19 protein-coding genes and 1 other RNA gene are annotated in these 15,658 nt (G+C 71.9%); 9 read left to right on the forward strand and 11 right to left on the reverse strand.

The window, feature by feature from the left end; translation table 11 throughout:
- Positions 1–38: 38 nt before the first annotated feature.
- Genes ribH through ACT53Q_RS07595 form a run of 3 tightly spaced genes read left to right on the forward strand, consistent with a single transcriptional unit; the run spans position 39 to position 1,355 of the window.
- Positions 39–506 carry a 6,7-dimethyl-8-ribityllumazine synthase gene (gene ribH, locus ACT53Q_RS07585; protein ID WP_476170607.1) on the forward strand — a complete coding sequence of 156 codons (468 nt, stop codon included), beginning with the start codon at positions 39–41 and terminating at the stop codon, positions 504–506.
- Positions 503–970 carry a transcription antitermination factor NusB gene (nusB, locus tag ACT53Q_RS07590; RefSeq protein ID WP_476186058.1) on the forward strand — a complete coding sequence of 156 codons (468 nt, stop codon included), beginning with the start codon at positions 503–505 and terminating at the stop codon, positions 968–970. The genes ribH and nusB overlap by 4 nt, the downstream gene beginning before the upstream one ends.
- 37 nt (positions 971–1,007) lie before the next feature.
- The gene (locus ACT53Q_RS07595) at positions 1,008–1,355 is read left to right on the forward strand and encodes a DUF1330 domain-containing protein (protein ID WP_476186059.1); all 348 of its coding nucleotides are present in this window, start codon (positions 1,008–1,010) and stop codon (positions 1,353–1,355) included.
- A gap of 18 nt (positions 1,356–1,373) precedes the next feature.
- Here ACT53Q_RS07595 and ACT53Q_RS07600 read toward each other — a convergent pair whose 3' ends face one another.
- The 4 genes from ACT53Q_RS07600 to ACT53Q_RS07615 form a co-directional block, all read right to left on the reverse strand.
- Entirely contained in the window at positions 1,374–2,519 is a 1,146-nt protein-coding gene (locus tag ACT53Q_RS07600; protein WP_476186060.1) for an MvdC/MvdD family ATP grasp protein, read from the reverse strand.
- A 109-nt stretch (positions 2,520–2,628) separates the two neighbouring features.
- Positions 2,629–2,805 carry a hypothetical protein gene (locus ACT53Q_RS07605; protein WP_476186061.1) on the reverse strand — a complete coding sequence of 59 codons (177 nt, stop codon included), beginning with the start codon at positions 2,803–2,805 and terminating at the stop codon, positions 2,629–2,631.
- Positions 2,806–2,930: 125 nt separating this feature from the next.
- Positions 2,931–5,117, reverse strand: coding sequence for a peptidase domain-containing ABC transporter (locus ACT53Q_RS07610; protein WP_476186062.1), 2,187 nt, complete (start codon positions 5,115–5,117; stop codon positions 2,931–2,933).
- Complete coding sequence (locus tag ACT53Q_RS07615) at positions 5,114–5,674, reverse strand: beta-barrel domain-containing protein (protein WP_476186063.1); 561 nt, start codon at positions 5,672–5,674, stop codon at positions 5,114–5,116. Before ACT53Q_RS07615 ends, ACT53Q_RS07610 begins: the two co-directional genes overlap by 4 nt.
- A gap of 146 nt (positions 5,675–5,820) precedes the next feature.
- Between ACT53Q_RS07615 and thiL the strand changes: the two genes are divergently transcribed.
- Complete coding sequence (gene thiL, locus ACT53Q_RS07620; RefSeq protein WP_476186064.1) at positions 5,821–6,786, forward strand: thiamine-phosphate kinase; 966 nt, start codon at positions 5,821–5,823, stop codon at positions 6,784–6,786.
- A 110-nt stretch (positions 6,787–6,896) separates the two neighbouring features.
- Here the strand turns inward: thiL and ACT53Q_RS07625 are convergent, their stop codons facing one another.
- The 5 genes from ACT53Q_RS07625 to ACT53Q_RS07645 are packed head-to-tail and all read right to left on the reverse strand — an operon-like array spanning position 6,897 to position 11,207.
- Positions 6,897–7,484, reverse strand: a complete 588-nt coding sequence (locus ACT53Q_RS07625; RefSeq protein WP_476186065.1) for a uracil-DNA glycosylase family protein — start codon at positions 7,482–7,484, stop codon at positions 6,897–6,899.
- A complete protein-coding gene (locus tag ACT53Q_RS07630) occupies positions 7,481–8,872 on the reverse strand; it encodes an FAD-binding oxidoreductase (protein ID WP_476186066.1) in 1,392 nt (463 codons plus the stop codon). The genes ACT53Q_RS07625 and ACT53Q_RS07630 overlap by 4 nt, the downstream gene beginning before the upstream one ends.
- Positions 8,869–9,414, reverse strand: coding sequence for a metal-dependent hydrolase (locus ACT53Q_RS07635; RefSeq protein WP_476186067.1), 546 nt, complete (start codon positions 9,412–9,414; stop codon positions 8,869–8,871). Before ACT53Q_RS07635 ends, ACT53Q_RS07630 begins: the two co-directional genes overlap by 4 nt.
- Positions 9,415–9,421: 7 nt before the next feature.
- Positions 9,422–9,808: a YraN family protein gene (locus ACT53Q_RS07640; protein ID WP_476186068.1), complete on the reverse strand. Its 387-nt coding sequence runs from the start codon at positions 9,806–9,808 to the stop codon at positions 9,422–9,424.
- Positions 9,798–11,207: a penicillin-binding protein activator gene (locus ACT53Q_RS07645; protein ID WP_476186069.1), complete on the reverse strand. Its 1,410-nt coding sequence runs from the start codon at positions 11,205–11,207 to the stop codon at positions 9,798–9,800. The genes ACT53Q_RS07640 and ACT53Q_RS07645 overlap by 11 nt, the downstream gene beginning before the upstream one ends.
- A gap of 90 nt (positions 11,208–11,297) precedes the next feature.
- Here ACT53Q_RS07645 and rsmI point away from each other — a divergent pair, with 90 nt between their 5' ends.
- Entirely contained in the window at positions 11,298–12,149 is an 852-nt protein-coding gene (rsmI, locus tag ACT53Q_RS07650; protein WP_476186070.1) for a 16S rRNA (cytidine(1402)-2'-O)-methyltransferase, read from the forward strand.
- 17 nt (positions 12,150–12,166) lie between these two features.
- Here rsmI and ACT53Q_RS07655 read toward each other — a convergent pair whose 3' ends face one another.
- Both ACT53Q_RS07655 and ACT53Q_RS07660 read right to left on the reverse strand, forming a co-directional pair.
- Positions 12,167–12,574, reverse strand: a complete 408-nt coding sequence (locus ACT53Q_RS07655; protein ID WP_476186071.1) for a bacteriohemerythrin — start codon at positions 12,572–12,574, stop codon at positions 12,167–12,169.
- A 117-nt stretch (positions 12,575–12,691) separates the two neighbouring features.
- Entirely contained in the window at positions 12,692–13,057 is a 366-nt protein-coding gene (locus ACT53Q_RS07660; protein WP_476186072.1) for a carboxymuconolactone decarboxylase family protein, read from the reverse strand.
- Between the two features lie 106 nt (positions 13,058–13,163).
- Here ACT53Q_RS07660 and rnpB point away from each other — a divergent pair.
- The 4 genes from rnpB (at position 13,164) to ftsL (ending at position 15,602) form a co-directional block, all read left to right on the forward strand.
- Positions 13,164–13,523, forward strand: an RNA gene (gene rnpB / locus ACT53Q_RS07665) — RNase P RNA component class A.
- 410 nt (positions 13,524–13,933) lie between these two features.
- Entirely contained in the window at positions 13,934–14,380 is a 447-nt protein-coding gene (mraZ, locus tag ACT53Q_RS07670; protein WP_476170595.1) for a division/cell wall cluster transcriptional repressor MraZ, read from the forward strand.
- The gene (gene rsmH, locus ACT53Q_RS07675) at positions 14,377–15,339 is read left to right on the forward strand and encodes a 16S rRNA (cytosine(1402)-N(4))-methyltransferase RsmH (protein WP_476186073.1); all 963 of its coding nucleotides are present in this window, start codon (positions 14,377–14,379) and stop codon (positions 15,337–15,339) included. The genes mraZ and rsmH overlap by 4 nt, the downstream gene beginning before the upstream one ends.
- Complete coding sequence (gene ftsL, locus ACT53Q_RS07680; protein WP_476186074.1) at positions 15,336–15,602, forward strand: cell division protein FtsL; 267 nt, start codon at positions 15,336–15,338, stop codon at positions 15,600–15,602. Before rsmH ends, ftsL begins: the two co-directional genes overlap by 4 nt.
- The last annotated feature ends 56 nt before the right edge of the window (positions 15,603–15,658 follow it).

Consider the following 15,658-nt stretch of genomic DNA (forward strand, 5'->3'; position numbering starts at 1 on the left):
TACAATAGCCGGCCTCCTTTGCCCCCAAGCCCTTTCCCATGCCCCATTTCGAAGGTGATCTGCGCGCCCCCGCCGGCGCCCGGTTCGCGATTCTCGCCAGCCGCTGGAACCCGCGCATCACCGAGCAGCTCGTGGCCGGCGCGCGCGAGGCGTTCGTCGCCCACGGCGTGGCCGAGGACGCGGTCGACGTGATCCGCGTGCCCGGCGCGTGGGAACTGCCGGTGACGGCCGCCCACCTCGCCGGCGCCGGCGGCCATGCCGCGCTGGTCGCGCTGGGCTGCGTGATCCGCGGCGACACCCGCCACTACGAGCAGGTCGCCGACGGCTGTTCCGAGGCGCTGATGCGCGTGTCGCTGGATTCCGGCGTGCCGGTCGCCAACGGCGTGCTCGCGGTCGACCGCTACGAGGACGCCGTGGCCCGCGCCGGCGGCAGCCACGGCAACAAGGGCGAAGAGGCGGCGCTGGTCGCCATCGAGATGGCGAACCTGCTGGAGAAGCTGGCATGAACAAGCATCATCGCCGTCAGGACGGTGTCGATCCCGTGCTGCGCACCCGCGCCCGTCGCCGCGCGCTGCAGGCCGTCTACGCCTGGCAGCTGTCGGGCGCCACCGCGCGCGACATCGTCACCCAGTTCGCCCACGAGCAGGCGCGCGAGATCGCCGACCTCGCGTACTTCGAGGACCTCGTCCACGGCGTCGAGACGCATCTCGCGACCCTCGACGCCGCGCTCGCGCCGCACCTCGACCGCACGATCGACGAGGTCGATCCGATCGAACGCGCCGCGCTGCGCATCGCCGCCTACGAATTCGCCCGCCGCCAGGACGTGCCGTACCGCGTCGTCATCAACGAGGCGCTGGAGTCGGTGAAGCGCTTCGGCTCCGAACACGGCCACACCTACGTCAACGGCGTGCTGGATCGTCTCGCCGCCGACCTGCGCGCGGTGGAGATGCAGGCGGCGAAGGGCAAGTGATCGGTCGCAGCGAAGTCCTTCGCCCTGTAGCCCGGCCATGACCGCTTACATCGTCGCCCACGTCGACATCGAGGACCGGGACGCCTACCGCGAGTACATGCGGCACACGCCGCGCGTGATCGAGCGCTTCGGCGGCCGCTTCATCGTCCGCGGCGGCGCGGTCGAAACGCTGGAAGGCCCCGAGGAAACCCTGCGGCTGGTCGTCATCGAATTCCCGTCGGCGGACGCGGCGCGCGGGTTCTACCGCTCCGCCGAATACGCCGGAATCAAGACGCTCCGCGATGGCGCCGGAGCCGCGAAATTCGTGCTGGTCGAGGGTTACCCGACCGAGCAATGGCTCGCCGCCGCGGCGGAAAGCCGGGACGCCGTCCTGCCGGCGCGGTGAGCGCGGCGGCGCCCGCGCTCACTCCTCGCTGACCCCCGGAATACGCCCGTCCGCGCCGCGGATGCCGTCGGCGACGCTGTCCCACCACGCCTGCTGCTCGGGGTCTTCGAGGAACTGCGCGTAGGAGAGGTCGGCGACGCTCTCCAATGTGTAGTCGGGGCGCGCCTCGGCCAGCATCGCGGCCATCGCGCGCAGCAGCGGCAGTTCGGGCACGTCGTGTTCGACGAACAGGAACTGCCCGGCCTGGTTGATCTCGATGAAATGCAGGCCGCCGTCGACATCGCCGACCAGATCGACGCAGCCGAACGCCAGTCCCAGCGCATCCATCAACCGGCGCAGGCCGTGGGCCCAGTCGTCGGGCAGCGCGAACGGCCGGCTGCGCGTGCGTTCGCCGATCGACGCCGCGCGCCAGTCGACCACGCCGTCGCCGTCGTCGGGCATGTCCAGTCGCACCGCGAACGCGCGATGGCCGATGAGCGTGACGCGCACGTCGAAGGCCTTGTCCACGCACGCCTGGTAGATGCCCGGGCACAGCCGCAGGCTGGCGTCGTCGCGCAGCGTGTCGGCATCGACGATGCGCGCATACGTGCTGTAGATGCGGCCATCGCCGTCGCGCCAGCTGTGCGTCGCGAACGGTTTGTAGACGATGCGGCCGTGCGCGTCGCGGAAGCGGCGGATCGCGTCCGGATCCGATGACAGCAGCGTCGGCGGGAACCGCAGCCCGCAGCGCTGCGCGGCCTGCAGCTGGCGCAGCTTGTTCTCGGCGTCGCGGGCGCGTTCCGGCGCATTCGCCCAGAACACGCCGTCCGCGGCCGACGCCGTGGCATGGACGTTCTCGGCGAAGCGTTTCCATTCGTCCTGCACGAACGCGCGATCGGCTTCGGCCACGTGCGCGAACTCGTGCGGGAAGCGCGGCCGGCGGAACCACACGCTCGACGTGCGCGCGGGATCGAGGCCGCCGGCGAAACGCAGGCCGCCGGCATCGTCGGCATGCAGCGACACCGGCGCCATCGCGTCGTCGGCGAAGGTCTTCGCCCATGTCGGTCGCAGGCCGCTGCGTCGCAGCACCCAGCACACCGCGGCGGCGTGCACGTCGTGCGCGAAGCCGGAGAGGATCAGCGGTTGCCGCGCGTCGGCGGCGAAGCGGGAGGCGGAAGTCGGCATGCGGCGTCGTCGCGGCGTCGGGCGTGGAGACGAAAACGCCGCGCCCCTCGCGGTGGCGCGGCGTGGCGGAAACGACACGGCCCGCGGGCCGCGCCGCACCGCGTCCGGATCAGACGTTGGAACCCGGATCGGCCGGGTCGTCGCCGTTCGGACCGGTGGCGTGGGTGGTGATCGGAATGCGGCCACCGGCGATCTTCTCGATTTCCTGCGGCGACAGTTCGCGCGCGACCGTGCGGGCCAGCGGGCGGACGGTGCGATCCTGGGACTGATCCTCGAACTTCGACATGATGGGTGTACTCCTTCGGTCTTCCTGAGGGATGCGGCGCGCATGGGCGTCGCGTTGCGGCGCACGTCGTCATGGGGCTCGGCGCCGGTCCCGGCGCGCGATGGCGACACCGGGACGATTCGAGTCTAGACATCGTCGCCGGCGTGGTTGTTAACTTCCCGTGAGCCCGCGTCCGCGCCATCGATGGCGTCGTGATCGCGTTCCGCTTCGCGCGCCAGGTACGCGGCCTGCGACAGCGCTTCCACGCGGCCGTCGCGCAGCAGCAGCACGCGATCCGCGCTGCGGATGGTCTCGCGGCGATGCGCGATGATCAGCCGGGTGACGCGCAGCGACGCGATCTCGGCGTTGATGCGCCGCTCGCGCGCGGCGTCGAGATGGCTGGTGGCTTCGTCCAGCAGCAGGAAATCCGGTGCGCGGAACAGCGCGCGCGCGAGCAGCACGCGCTGCCGCTGCCCGCCCGACAGCGCCGCGCCCATGTCGCCGACCAGCGTCTCGTAGCCCATCGGCATCGCGACGATGTCGTCGTGGATGCCGGCACGCCGCGCCGCGGCCTCGATCTCCTCGGGCGTGGCGTCGGCGTCGAAGAACGCGATGTTGTCGGCGATCGAACCGGCGAACAGCGCGTCGTCCTGCATCACCGCGCCGACCCGCGCGCGGAACGCGGCCAGCCCGTACTGCGCCAGGTCGATGCCGCCGATGCGGATCGTGCCCGCTTCCGCCGGCAGCAGCCCGAGCAGCAGTTTCGCGAGCGTGGTCTTGCCTGCGCCCGAGGGCCCGACGATCGCCACGGATTCGCCGGCCTCGATGCGGAAGCTGCAGTCGCGCACGATCCACGGTTCGTCCTCGCCGTAGCGGAAGCCGAGGTCGTCCACTTCGATCGATGCTTCGGGCGCCGGGCCGTCGTATGTGCCGTCGTCGTCGCGTTCGGGTGCCTGCAGCGCGATGTCGGCGATGCGTCGCGCGTGCACGCCGAGCAGGCGCAGGTCGACGAGTTTGTCGATCAGCGCGCCGGCGCGTGCCGCGAACATGTCGGCATAGGCCACGCACAGCACCAGCGTGCCCGCGGTGAGCCGTCCGTCCAGTGCCATGCGCGCGCCCAGCCACACCAGCAGCACGCGCAGCGCGCCGAACAGCAGCCGCGACAGCGCCGCGAAGCCGGCGGTGGTGCGGCGCACGGCCGCGTCCTGGCGCGCGGCGTCGTGCGCGGCGTTCGACAGGCGCGCGCGTCGTTCCGCGTGCCGGCCGGCGAGGCGGATCGCCTGCACGCCGTGGATCGCTTCGATCAGCAGCGACTGCTGCCGCGCCGACGCGGCGAGGTGGTCTTCCTTCAGCGCGCGCAGCCGGCGCAGGCCGCGCACGCGCAGCGCCGCGTAGAGCGAGAAACCCAGCAGCGTCCACAGCGCCAGCGCCGGCGAATACATCAGCAGCAGCGCGAGCACGAGCAGCGCGGTGAGGCCGTCCAGCAGTGCTTCGACGAAGCTGGTGCTCAGCGTCTGCTGCACGGTCTGCACCGACAGGAAGCGCGACAGCACTTCGCCGGTGCTGCGTCGCGCGAAGTAGGTCAGCGGCAGGCGCAGCAGGTGGCCGGCGAGGTGCGTCGACCATTGCGCCTCGAACGCCGCGGCGATGTCGGCGACCACCCATCCGCGCACCGCGGCGATCGCCGACTGGAACACGACCGCGGCGAGGAAGGCCAGCGCCACCAGCGACAGCAGGTCGCGATCGGCGGAGACGAGCACGCGGTCGAGCACCCACTGCATCGACATCGGCAGCAGCAGCGTGAAGACCTCCAGCGCCAGCGCCAACGAGAACACCTGCAGCGCCGCACGGCGCAGGCCGTCGACGCGACCGACCAGCGCGCGGGCGCGCAGCGGCTCGCGCGCCTGCAGCGGGCGGAAGGCCTCGGTCGGCGCGAGTTCGAGCGCGATGCCGGTGAAGTGACGGCCGAGTTCGGCGAGCGACAGCACGACTGCGCCGCGCGCCGGATCGTGCACGGTGACGTCGCGGCGCCCGACGCGCGCGAGCACCACGAAATGGTTCATGTCCCAGTGCAGCACGCAGGGCAGGCGCAGTTCGTCCAGCGCGTCGGGTTCGGTGCGCAGCGGGCGTGCCGCGAGCTGCAGACGGTCGGCGATCGCGATCAGCCGCGCCAGCGTCGCGCCCTTGGCGGACACCGGAAAACGGCGGCGCAGGCCGGCCAGGTCGACGTCGTGGCCGTGGAAGTTGGCGATCATCGCCAGACAGGCGAGGCCGCATTCGGCGATCTCGTCCTGATGGATGACCGGCAGCGTGCCGCGACCGGCGCGGCTCATGCGCCGTCTCCGGCGCGCGGGGCCGGGCGCGCGGGAAAGAACACCGCCTCGTACAGCGGCCGGCGTTCGAGCCGCAGCACCGCGTCCACGCGCATGCCCGGACGCAGCGGCAGCGCGCGTTCGCCGGTGCGCGGCGGATCGGGCGCGACCACGACGCGCCAGGCTGGGACGCCCGCGGCGTCAGCGGGCAGCGGGCGGCGATCGATCGCGACCACGTGGCCGCGATGCACGCCGTCGCGGCGGAACGGAAACGCGCGGTAGCGCAACACCACCGGCGTGCCGATCGCGACCTCGCCGATGGCGTCCTCCGCAACCCGCAGTTCCGCGAACAGCATCGGCGCGGCGGACGTCGAAGGTGCCGCTTCGACCAGCGTGCCCGACGCCTGCGCTTCGCGGGTGACATGGCCGAAGCGCAGGAACAGCGCGACGCAGACCAGCAGCGCGCAGCACAGCACGGTCATCGGCCACGCGATCCGCGGCGACGGCAGCCGCGTGGTGCCCAACCAGGCGTCCGCCCGGGCGCGCGCCACTTCGGGGCGGAACAGGTTGTCCGTCATCCGGCCTCTCCTCGCGCGCCGTCGGAGTCGGCCGCGAGCGGCCATGGTTCCAGAAAGGCCCGGCGCCGCCAACCGCAGCGCCGCTGCCGCGCGGTATGTCACCATGGCCGCCTCGCGCCATCGCGCGCACGTCCACGCCTCGCCGCATGCGCGCACCCTCGCCGGAATTCGACCTCATCGCCCGCATCCGCGCCCGCGCCGCGTCGCGCGACGACGTGGTGCTGGGCATCGGCGACGACGCGGCGATCCTGCGGATGCCGCCGGGGCACGACCTCGTCGTCGCGATGGACACGCTCAACATCGGCGTGCATTTCCCGGGCGACACCGCGCCGGCCGACATCGGCTGGAAGGCGCTGGCGGTGAATCTCTCCGACCTCGCCGCGATGGGCGCGGCGCCGGCGTGGTGCACGCTGTCGCTGTCGCTGCCGGACTCCGATGCGGCGTGGGTCGACGGTTTTCTCGACGGTTTCCTCGACCTCGCGTCGCGCCACGACGTCGCGCTCGTGGGCGGCGACACCACGCGCGGGCCGCTGTGGGTGTGCGTGACGGTGCACGGCTTCGTCGAACCGCGCGGTGCGCTGCGTCGCGGCGATGCGCGCGTCGGCGACGATGTGTGGGTCACGGGCACGCTCGGCGATGCCGCTGCGGCGTTGCGGCAGTGGCAGGCCGGTGACGCGATCGATCCGCTGCTGCGCGCACGCCTCGACAGGCCGACGCCGCGCGTCGCGGTCGGGCGCGCACTGGCCGGTGTCGCGCATGCCTGCATCGACGTGTCCGACGGTCTGCTCGCCGATCTCGCGCACGTGTGTCGCGCCAGCCGTGTCGGCGCGCGCATCGCGGTCGACGCGCTGCCTGTGTCCGACGCGCTCCGCGCCGCGTTCGACGCCGCCGCACGCCGCACGCTGCAGGCCGCGGGCGGCGACGACTACGAGTTGTGCTTCACCGCGCCGAAGACCGCGCGCCTCGCGATCGAGGCGGCGATGCTCGACACCGACGTGTCCGCGACGCGCATCGGCACGATCGTGGCCGGCACGGGCGACATCGAGGCCGTCACCGCCGATGGCAGGGCGTGGACGCCGCCGCGCAGCGGGTACGTCCATTTCGCGGAGTGATCGTCGCTGCAAATTCGCCGTGATGCTCTTGTAGGAGCGACGTGAGTCGCGACCTGATGCCGCACGGGGTCGCGACTCACGTCGCTCCTGCACAAGACACCTTCACGGCATCACTCAGCGAACGCCGCGCCCACGCGTTCGCGCAGCGCCGGCACGACCTCGGCCTCGAACCACGGATTCGCCTTGAACCAGCCGACGTTGCGCGGGCTGGGATGCGGCATCGGCAGCAGCGCAGGCCCGTACTCGCGCCAGGCGCGGACGGTGTCGGTGAGCGTCGCCTTGCGCCGGTCGCCGAGAAAATAGGCCTGCGCGTACTGCCCGAACAGCAGCGTCAGCCGTACCTGCTTGAGTTGCGGCAGCAGGCGTGGATGCCACGTCGCACGGCATTCCGGGCGCGGCGGCGCATCGCCGCTGCCTTGCTTGCCCGGGTAGCAGAACCCCATCGGCACGATCGCGATGCGCGCTTCGTCGTAGAAAACTTCGGGCGTCATGTCGAGCCAGCCACGCAGGCGCTTTCCGCTCGCGTCGTCCCACGGGATGCCGCTTGCATGCACCTTCGTACCCGGCGCCTGGCCCACGATCAGCAGCCGCGCCGTGTCGCTTGCGCGCAGCACCGGGCGCGGGCCCAGCGGCAGGTGCGCTTCGCATTGCGTGCACGCGCGGATCTCGCGCAGCAGCGCATCGAGCCGCCGGCTCACGGCAGCAGCTTGCCCGGGTTGAGGATGCCGTCGGGATCGAACACGGCCTTGAGTTGCCGCATCACCGCCAGCGTCGGCGCGTCGATCGCCTGCGGCATGAACGCGCGTTTCGCGAGACCGATGCCGTGCTCGCCCGACAGCGTGCCGCCGAGCGACAGCGTCAGCGCGAACACCTCCGCCATCGCCGCTTCGGCGCGCGTGCGCTGCGCTGCGTCGGCGGGGTCGTACATCAGGTTGACGTGCAGGTTGCCGTTGCCTGCATGGCCGAAGCAGACGATCGGCAGCGCATGCGTGCGCGCCAGCGCCTGCACGCCGGCGACCAGCGCGGGGATGCGCGACACCGGCACGACGACGTCCTCGTTGATCTTGCCCGGCGCGAGGTCGCGCAGCGCGGGCGACAGCGCCTTGCGCGCGGCCCACAGGCGTTCGCGCGCCGCCTCGTCCGGCGCGAGGTCGACGGCGAGGCAGCCGTCGCCGTCCGCCGCGGCGCGCAGTGCGTCGAGCGCGGCGGGCAGCGTCGCCGCATCGCCGTCGGCTTCGATCATCAGCAATGCGCCGGCGTCGTCGGGCAGGTCGCTCGCGCCGGTCTGCGCGCGCATGCGGTCGCGGGCGAGGCCCAGCGCGGTGCCGTCCATGAACTCCAGCATCGACGGCGTGGTCGGCTGCGCCATCAATCGCGCGACCGCGGCGGCCGCGGCGTCGACGTCGCGATAGGTCGCGCGCAGCGCCGCGCGCGCGGCGGGCGCGGGCGCGAGCTTCAGCGTCGCTTCGACGATCAGCGCGAGCGTGCCTTCGCTGCCGACCAGCAGGCGCTGCAGGTCGTAGCCGGTCGCGCCCTTGGTGGTCGCGCTGCCGCAGTGGATGAGTTCGCCCGCGCCGGTGACCGCGGTCAGCGCCAGCACGTTGTCGCGACTGGCGCCATATTTCACCGCGCGCGGGCCGCCGGCGTTGCAGGCGAGATTGCCGCCGACGGTGGAGAAGTCGGCGCTGGTGGGATCGGGCGGCCAGAACAGCCCGTGCGGCCGCAGCGCGCGCTGCAGGTCGCCGTTGAGCACGCCGGGCTCGACGATCGCGCAGCGGTCGCCCGGGCGGATGTCGACGATGCGGGCCATGCGCTCGAACGACACCACCACGCCGCCCTCGACCGGCACCGATGCGCCGGTGGTGTTGGTGCCGCGGCCGCGCGCGATGACCGGCACGCGATGCGCGCGGCAGGCACGCACCAGCGCGACGACCTGGTCGACATGCGTCGGCAGCGCCACCGCATCGGGCATCGCCTGCCGCCGCGAATTGTCGTAACCGTAGGTCAGGCGCTCGCCGGGATCCGTGCGTAGCCCGTCGCCGAGGACATCGGCGAGCGTGCGCAGGAGGTCGGGAGGGAGCGTCATGGCCGGATTGTAGGGTGGGCCCCGGCCCACCGTCTGCCGAACCCTGCAACGAGCGCCAGCCCCGCGCACGGCAGCCACACCCACTTCAGCTCCGACCACAGCACCATCAATCCGCGAGCACTGAAGAAGCCCGCGCCGATCGGCGACACCGCGATCGGCCGCCATGGGGCGAAGAAGCGTTCGTGCGAGGCCGGCCACAGCAGCGCGACGCCGAGGCCGCCGCTGGTCAGCGCATCGAGCAGCGGATGCGAGAGCGTGCACAGCGCGATGAAGGCGAACGCAGGCCATCGTCCGCTGCGCAGCCACGGCGCGGCGATCGCCGCGAGCAGCCCCAGCGCGAGCGCGAACACGATCGAATGCGTGGCGCCGCGATGGCCGAACTGATCGGCATAGGCGATGCCGAGCTTGAACGCGACGGTATCGAAGTCGGGCGCCATCGACGCGATCGCGCCGGCGGCGACCAGCCGCGGCGGCAGTGCCCGGTGGCCCAGCGCGAGGCCGGCCGCGAGCGGCACGACGGCGTGGGTGAAGATCGTGGGCATGCGAACGCTAGACGTCGTCGGCGCGGAAGGCGTCGCGCAGCCAGACGAACGTGGGCGCGTCGGGATCGCCGCTGGCGTCGATCACGTCGAACCGGCAGGGCAGGCGGGCGAGGTCGCGATGCGCGGCGAGGAAGTGTTCGGCGGCGAACACGAGCTTGCGGCGTTTGCCGACGTCGACCGAGGCCGCGCCGCCGCCGAAGCGGGCGTCGCGGCGGTAGCGCACTTCGATGAAGACGACGGTGTCGTCGTCGCGCATCACCAGATCGAGTTCGCCGCCGCGCGCGTTCGCGTTCGCGGCGATCGGGGTCAGGCCGTGTTCGCGCAGGTGGGCGGCGGCGAGCGCCTCGATGCGGGCGCCCTGCGCGCGGCGCGAGGTGCGCGGCTCAGCCGCCACTCTTCGCCAGCGCCACGATCTGGCCGTCGGCGAACACCGACCACGCCGGCGAGCGCACGACGTTGCCGATGCCGTCCAGGCGCAGCTGGCCGGTGGCGCCGGGCAGCGCGCGGTCGGCGCGCTGGGCGATGGCGTCGAGATAGCCGGTCAGCAGCCAGGCGTCGTAGCCGAAGGCGAACAGCTTCGCGGCCGGGCCGCGGGCGGAGGCCAGCGCCTTGCCGGTGGCGTCGGCCGGCGGCAGGCCGGGCAGGCCCTGCACGGTCCAGGTCTCGGTCGGGAAGGCGATGCCGTCCAGCGCGCGGTCCTGGTCCGGCTTGCCGGTGCCCGACAGCAGCTGCGCCGTGGCCACGCGCGGCTTGGCGCCCAGGCCGGTGGCGACCAGTTGCGGCGCCACGGCCCGCGCCTGCGTGCCCTTCAGCGCGAGGAACACGGCGTCGACGCCGCCTTCCTTCTGCGTCGCGGCCTGCAGCGCGGCGGTGGCGTCGGCCGGCTTGTCGGCGACGGTGAGGGTCTCGACCACCACGCCGCCGCGGCCGGCGAGATGCTCGCGGAAGGCAGTGGCGCTGCGGCGCAGGCCGTCGTCGCTGCCGACCAGCACCAGCACCCGGCGCACGTTGCGCGACAGCAGGTATTCGGCGGCGGCGATGCCGTCGTCCTCCGGTGCCAGCGCGAAGCTGGCGTTGCCGGACGGCGGGGCCTCGGGGCCGCGGTTCAGCGCCAGCACCGGCACCTTCAGCCCGGTTTCCTTGAACAGCGCGGCGACCTGCTCGCGGCCGAGCGGGCCGACGACGTAGTCCGCGCCGTCCTCGCCGGCCTTGCGGTAGGCGGCGACGGCGCCGGCCGGCGTGCTGCCGGTGTCGTAGAAGGCGATGTCGGGGCGGGCGCGGTGTTCGCCGTAATAGCCGGCCAGCAGGCCGTCGCGCACCGGCGTGGAGGCGGCGGCCATGTCGCCGGTCAGCGGCAGCAGCACGGCGAGCTTGCGCGGCGGGCGGTAGCCGTCGCGGTCGGCGGCGGCGCGGCCGTCGGCGCTGAAGCGCCAGCCGGCGCCTTCGCGGTCGAACGGGCGGGGCAGGGGCTGGCCGCGGCGCATCAGTTCGCGGCCGGCGAAGTTGTACAGCGGGTCGCCTTCGCCCATGCGCCCGGCTTCGATGGCGAGGGTGGCGGTGTCGATGCCGGCGAGCAGGCGCTCGATCTCGCGCGCGGCGTCGGTACGGGCCTGGCCGCTCATCGATGCGTGGTTCTGTGCCAGCGCCGAGGCCTGCGCGATCGCGGGGTTCACGCGGTAGGCGGCCGGCTTGCCGGGCTTGGTCGGCGGCGGCACGCAGGCGCTCAGGCCGAGGCCGAGGCCGAGCAGGCCGGCGCACAGCAGTGCCCGCGACCACCCTTTCACCCCGGACATTCCCTTCGCTTTCATCGACATCGGCGCAACCCCACGGCGGAATCGTTAGGATTCTACCCGCCCACGACGAAGCCGAGCGAGCCGAACCCGATGTCTTCCCCTGCCGCCGCCGGCATCCTGCACGTGGTCGCCACGCCGATTGGCAACCTCGCCGACCTCTCGCCGCGGGCGCTGTCGACCCTGCGCGGGGTGGCCGCGATCTGCGCCGAGGACACCCGCCACACCCGGCAACTGCTGGCCCACCACGGCGTCGAGCAGTCGCTGATCGCGCTGCACGAGCACAACGAAGCCGGGGTGGCCGAGCGCCTCGTCGCCCGCCTGCTGGCCGGCGAATCGCTCGCGCTGGTGTCCGACGCCGGCACCCCGCTGGTCAGCGACCCCGGCTTCCGGCTGGTCGCCGCGGCCCGTGCCGCCGGGGTGAAGGTCAGTCCCGTGCCAGGGCCGAGCGCACTCATCGCCGCGCTCAGCGTGGCCGGGCTCCCCAGCGACCGGTTCGCGTTCGAGGGTTTCCTGCCGGCCAAGGCCGGTGCACGCCGCGAGCGTCTGGCCCGCCTCGCCGGCGAGTCCCGCACCCTCATCTTCTACGAAGCCTCGCACCGGATCGAAGAGACGCTGGCCGACGCCGTCGCCGCGTTCGGCGCCGATCGCCCGGCTGCGGTGGCCCGCGAACTCACCAAACTCTTCGAGACCGTGCTCGACGGCACCCTCGCCGACCTCCACGCCCGCGTCGCCGCCGACGCCGACCAGCGCAAGGGCGAATTCGTGCTGCTGGTGCAGGGCGTGGCCGACGAGGAGGCCACGAAGATCGCCGAGGGCCGGCGCATCTACACGCTGCTCGGCGCCCACCTGCCGCCGTCGACTGCGGCGAAGCTGGCGGCCGAGTTGTCGGGCGCACCGCGGAAGGCGTTGTACGGCGGCCAGTCCGGCGTCACGACGGACTGATCGCCGCCCCGTCGGCCTCACTCCGCGCCGCGCGCCTTCAGCACCCGGGCGTAGGCCTTGTCGTCGACCAGGATGTGGTCGGTGAGCCAGCGGCGGAGGTAGTCGAGCAGTTCCTCGCCGACGCGGCCTTCGCCGGCGGCGTGCCGCTGTTCGCAGGCTTCGATCATGCGCACGAAGGCGTGGTGCGCCTCGGTGTGTTCGTCCGCGGTCTCGTAGTGGTAGACCATGAACATCGCCTCTTCGTAGGCGAAGTGCACGCGGGTGTAGTTGCGCAGGCGCTCCAGCATCCGCTGCAGCATGAAGCTGCCGTGTCCCTGCACGACGGCGGCGTCCAGGTCGTTGATGCACCCGATCAGCAGGCGATGCTGGCGATCCACCGACTCCAGTCCCACCGACAGCGACGACGACCATTCGAGAAACGGCATTCCAGGAGCCTCCGGCAGGTTTCGGGCATGACGATCCCGTCGTGCCCCGCGTCGAAGCGGGGCGCGTGCGGATCCGGTGCGGGAAAAGGGCGGTCCGGCGCGCGGACGCGGGACGGGTCAGGCGGTTGTTGCGGTCGCGACGGCGGTGAATTCGTCGTAGGCGCGCACGGCCTCGGCGGCGTACATCAGGGTCGGGCCGCCGCCCATGTAGGTGCAGACCGCGAGCGTTTCCATGAGCTGTTCGCGGGTGACGCTGAGGCGGATCAGCGCCTTGACGTGGAAGCCGATGCAGGCGTCGCAGCGCGAGGACACGCCGATCGCGAGGGCGATCAGTTCCTTGTGGAGGGCGTCGATCGCGCCGGCCTTGAGCGACGCCTGGGCCATGGCGCTGAAGCCCTTCATGGTGTCCGGGACTTCGTGGCGCATCGCCGCCAGTGCCGTGGAGACGTCATCCGTGATCCGGGTGAAGGATTTGCCTGCCATGGACACCTCGTCGGGAGATCGTGGGATGCATTGACTGTCCCTCTTGCCGCGGCCGCATTCCTTGCGCCGGATCAATCCCGTGCGATGTGCGACAATCCGCCCCGGCAGAGCCGGCCAGACAGTCGCGTCGCCGCTTCCTTCGGGAGGCCGGCGCCGAGGAAAGTCCGGGCTCCGCAGGGCACGGTGCCAGGTAACGCCTGGGCGGCGCGAGCCGACGGAAAGTGCAACAGAAAGAAACCGCCAGCGGTTCTTCGGAATGCGGGCAAGGGTGAAATGGTGCGGTAAGAGCGCACCGCGAGTCCGGCAACGGACCGGCACGGCAAACCCCACCGGGAGCAAGGCCAAATAGGGAGACGATGTCGTGGCCCGCGACGTCTCCGGGTAGGCTGCTTGAGCGTATCGGTGACGATGCGCCCAGAGGAATGACTGTCCACGACAGAACCCGGCTTATCGGCCGACTCTGCCTTCCTCCTTCTTCGTCCCCCCGCCCCGCGGACCGGTTCCCCCGGCCCGCGGGACGGGCGGATGTGCCCGTCCGCGGGCCCGGATGGCGCCTCGCGGGCGGATCGGGCCCGAACCGGACCGGGTTCACCTTTCCGGCACCCGCCCGACGGCCCGTGGGCGACCTTTGCGGGCGCCCGGCCGGAGGCCCGGAGTCTCAAAATTTGAGACGAAACAGGGGGTTGTGGATAAACCTTGAACTTGTCTGTGAACATGGCTGCAAGCCATTGACGCACATAGTGAATTCCGTCGCAGAAAGCTGTTGACAACCCTGTGTGGCGCTCCTAATGTGGCGGCCTGTGGGAAAACCGGGTGAATCGTGGTTTTCCGTGTTCACCAAGCCCGCTGCAGACGGGCCAGACCAGGCAGGCCGTTGTGTTCCAAGGTGAGACCGCCATCACGATCGACGACAAGGGCCGGCTGGCGATTCCCACCGCCTACCGGGACGTCATCGCGCAGGCGTGCGACAGCCACCTGGTCATCACCTACAACCCCTTCGAGTCCGGTTCGCTGTACCTCTACCCCCGTCCGGTGTGGGAGAAGGTCCGCGACCAGGTCAACGCATTGCCGCGCACCAAGAGCGTCAGCCGCAGTCTGCAGCTGAAGCTGGTGGGCGCCGCCACCTTCGTCGAGCCCGACGCCAACGGCCGCATCGGCATCCCGGCCAGCCATCGCAGTGCGGTGGGCATCGACAAACGCGCCGTGCTGCTGGGCATGGGCGACAAGTTCGAATTGTGGAGCGAGCAGGCGCACCACGCGCAGATCCGCATGACGCTGAGCGATGCGGATCTGGGCGAGGCGATGCTCGATCTGCAGCTGTGACCGCGGGTGGTGCGGGTCCGGTACCCGCCCACCTTCCGGTGATGTTCGAGCAGGTCATGGACGGGCTGCGGGTTCGGAAGGATGGAACGTATCTCGATGGCACCTTCGGGCGTGGCGGACACGCGCGTGGCGTGCTGGAACGTCTGGGTGACGGAGGCCGGCTGCTGCTGATGGACAAGGATCCCGAAGCGATCCGCGTCGCCGAACTGGCGTTCGGCGCGGATCCGCGCGTCGCCGTCCGCCGCGGCAGCTTCGCCGCGCTCGCCGGCTGGGATCGCGTCGGCGACGGCCTCGACGGCGTGCTGTTCGACCTCGGCGTGTCCTCGCCGCAGCTCGACGTGGCCGAGCGCGGCTTCAGCTTCGGCAAGGACGGTCCGCTGGACATGCGCATGGACCCGGAGTCGGGCGAAAGCGCCGCGGAATGGCTGGCGCGCGCCGACGAGCGCGAGATCGCCGACGTGTTGTGGACCTACGGCGAGGAGAAGCAGAGCCGGCGCATCGCCCGGGCGATCGTCGCCCGCCGCGCCGACGCGCCGCTGCTGCGCACCGCGCAACTGGCCGACCTCATCGCCTCGGTGGTGCCGCGCGGCGCGCAGAAGATCCACCCGGCCACGCGCAGCTTCCAGGCCATCCGCATCTTCGTGAACCGCGAGCTGGAAGACCTGACCCGCGGCCTCGAAGCCGCCGTCGCCGCGCTGAAGCCCGGCGGACGCCTTGCGGTGATCAGCTTCCACTCGCTGGAAGACCGCATCGTCAAGCAGTTCATCGCCGGCCTGGCCAAGCCGCCGCCGGCCAACCGCCGCATGCCGGTGGAGATCGCGTTCACGCCGACCCTGCGCATCGTCGGCGACGCCCTGAAGGCCGACGAGGCCGAGACCGCCGCCAACCCGCGCGCCCGCAGCGCGGTGCTGCGCGTGGCCGAAAAGCTGCCTTCGCCGATGCACGGGGAGGCCGCATGAGCGTGCGCCTCATCGTCTTCGTGCTGGTGCTGGCGAACGTGATGTCGGCGATCGGCGTCGTCCACGCCCGCTACCGCCATCGCCAGCTGTTCTTCGAGCTGACCCGGCTGGAACAGGCGCGCGACGCGCTCAACATCGAATTCAGCCGGCTCCAGCTGGAGCAGGCGACCTGGGCGGAAAGCCACCGCATCGACACGATCGCGCGCGAGCGCCTCGGCATGCGTCCGCCGGAACCCGCGGACACGGCGGTGCTGCGCCCATGACCACGCGCCTGAGCCAGTGGATCGAGTCCCTGCGCGAACGCGCTCGCCGCGCGGGC

The organism is Lysobacter sp. DMC97, assembly GCF_056313745.1.

Bases quoted from the DNA above. Each gene is read 5' to 3' on its own strand.
- ribH (WP_476170607.1), top strand. From the start codon at position 39: ATGCCCCATTTCGAAGGTGATCTGCGCGCCCCCGCCGGCGCCCGGTTC.
- nusB (WP_476186058.1), top strand. From the start codon at position 503: ATGAACAAGCATCATCGCCGTCAGGACGGTGTCGATCCCGTGCTGCGC.
- ACT53Q_RS07595 (WP_476186059.1), top strand. From the start codon at position 1,008: ATGACCGCTTACATCGTCGCCCACGTCGACATCGAGGACCGGGACGCC.
- ACT53Q_RS07600 (WP_476186060.1), bottom strand. From the start codon at position 2,519: ATGCCGACTTCCGCCTCCCGCTTCGCCGCCGACGCGCGGCAACCGCTG.
- ACT53Q_RS07605 (WP_476186061.1), bottom strand. From the start codon at position 2,805: ATGTCGAAGTTCGAGGATCAGTCCCAGGATCGCACCGTCCGCCCGCTG.
- ACT53Q_RS07610 (WP_476186062.1), bottom strand. From the start codon at position 5,117: ATGAGCCGCGCCGGTCGCGGCACGCTGCCGGTCATCCATCAGGACGAG.
- ACT53Q_RS07615 (WP_476186063.1), bottom strand. From the start codon at position 5,674: ATGACGGACAACCTGTTCCGCCCCGAAGTGGCGCGCGCCCGGGCGGAC.
- thiL (WP_476186064.1), top strand. From the start codon at position 5,821: ATGCGCGCACCCTCGCCGGAATTCGACCTCATCGCCCGCATCCGCGCC.
- ACT53Q_RS07630 (WP_476186066.1), bottom strand. From the start codon at position 8,872: ATGACGCTCCCTCCCGACCTCCTGCGCACGCTCGCCGATGTCCTCGGC.
- ACT53Q_RS07635 (WP_476186067.1), bottom strand. From the start codon at position 9,414: ATGCCCACGATCTTCACCCACGCCGTCGTGCCGCTCGCGGCCGGCCTC.
- ACT53Q_RS07645 (WP_476186069.1), bottom strand. From the start codon at position 11,207: ATGTCCGGGGTGAAAGGGTGGTCGCGGGCACTGCTGTGCGCCGGCCTG.
- rsmI (WP_476186070.1), top strand. From the start codon at position 11,298: ATGTCTTCCCCTGCCGCCGCCGGCATCCTGCACGTGGTCGCCACGCCG.
- ACT53Q_RS07655 (WP_476186071.1), bottom strand. From the start codon at position 12,574: ATGCCGTTTCTCGAATGGTCGTCGTCGCTGTCGGTGGGACTGGAGTCG.
- ACT53Q_RS07660 (WP_476186072.1), bottom strand. From the start codon at position 13,057: ATGGCAGGCAAATCCTTCACCCGGATCACGGATGACGTCTCCACGGCA.
- ftsL (WP_476186074.1), top strand. From the start codon at position 15,336: ATGAGCGTGCGCCTCATCGTCTTCGTGCTGGTGCTGGCGAACGTGATG.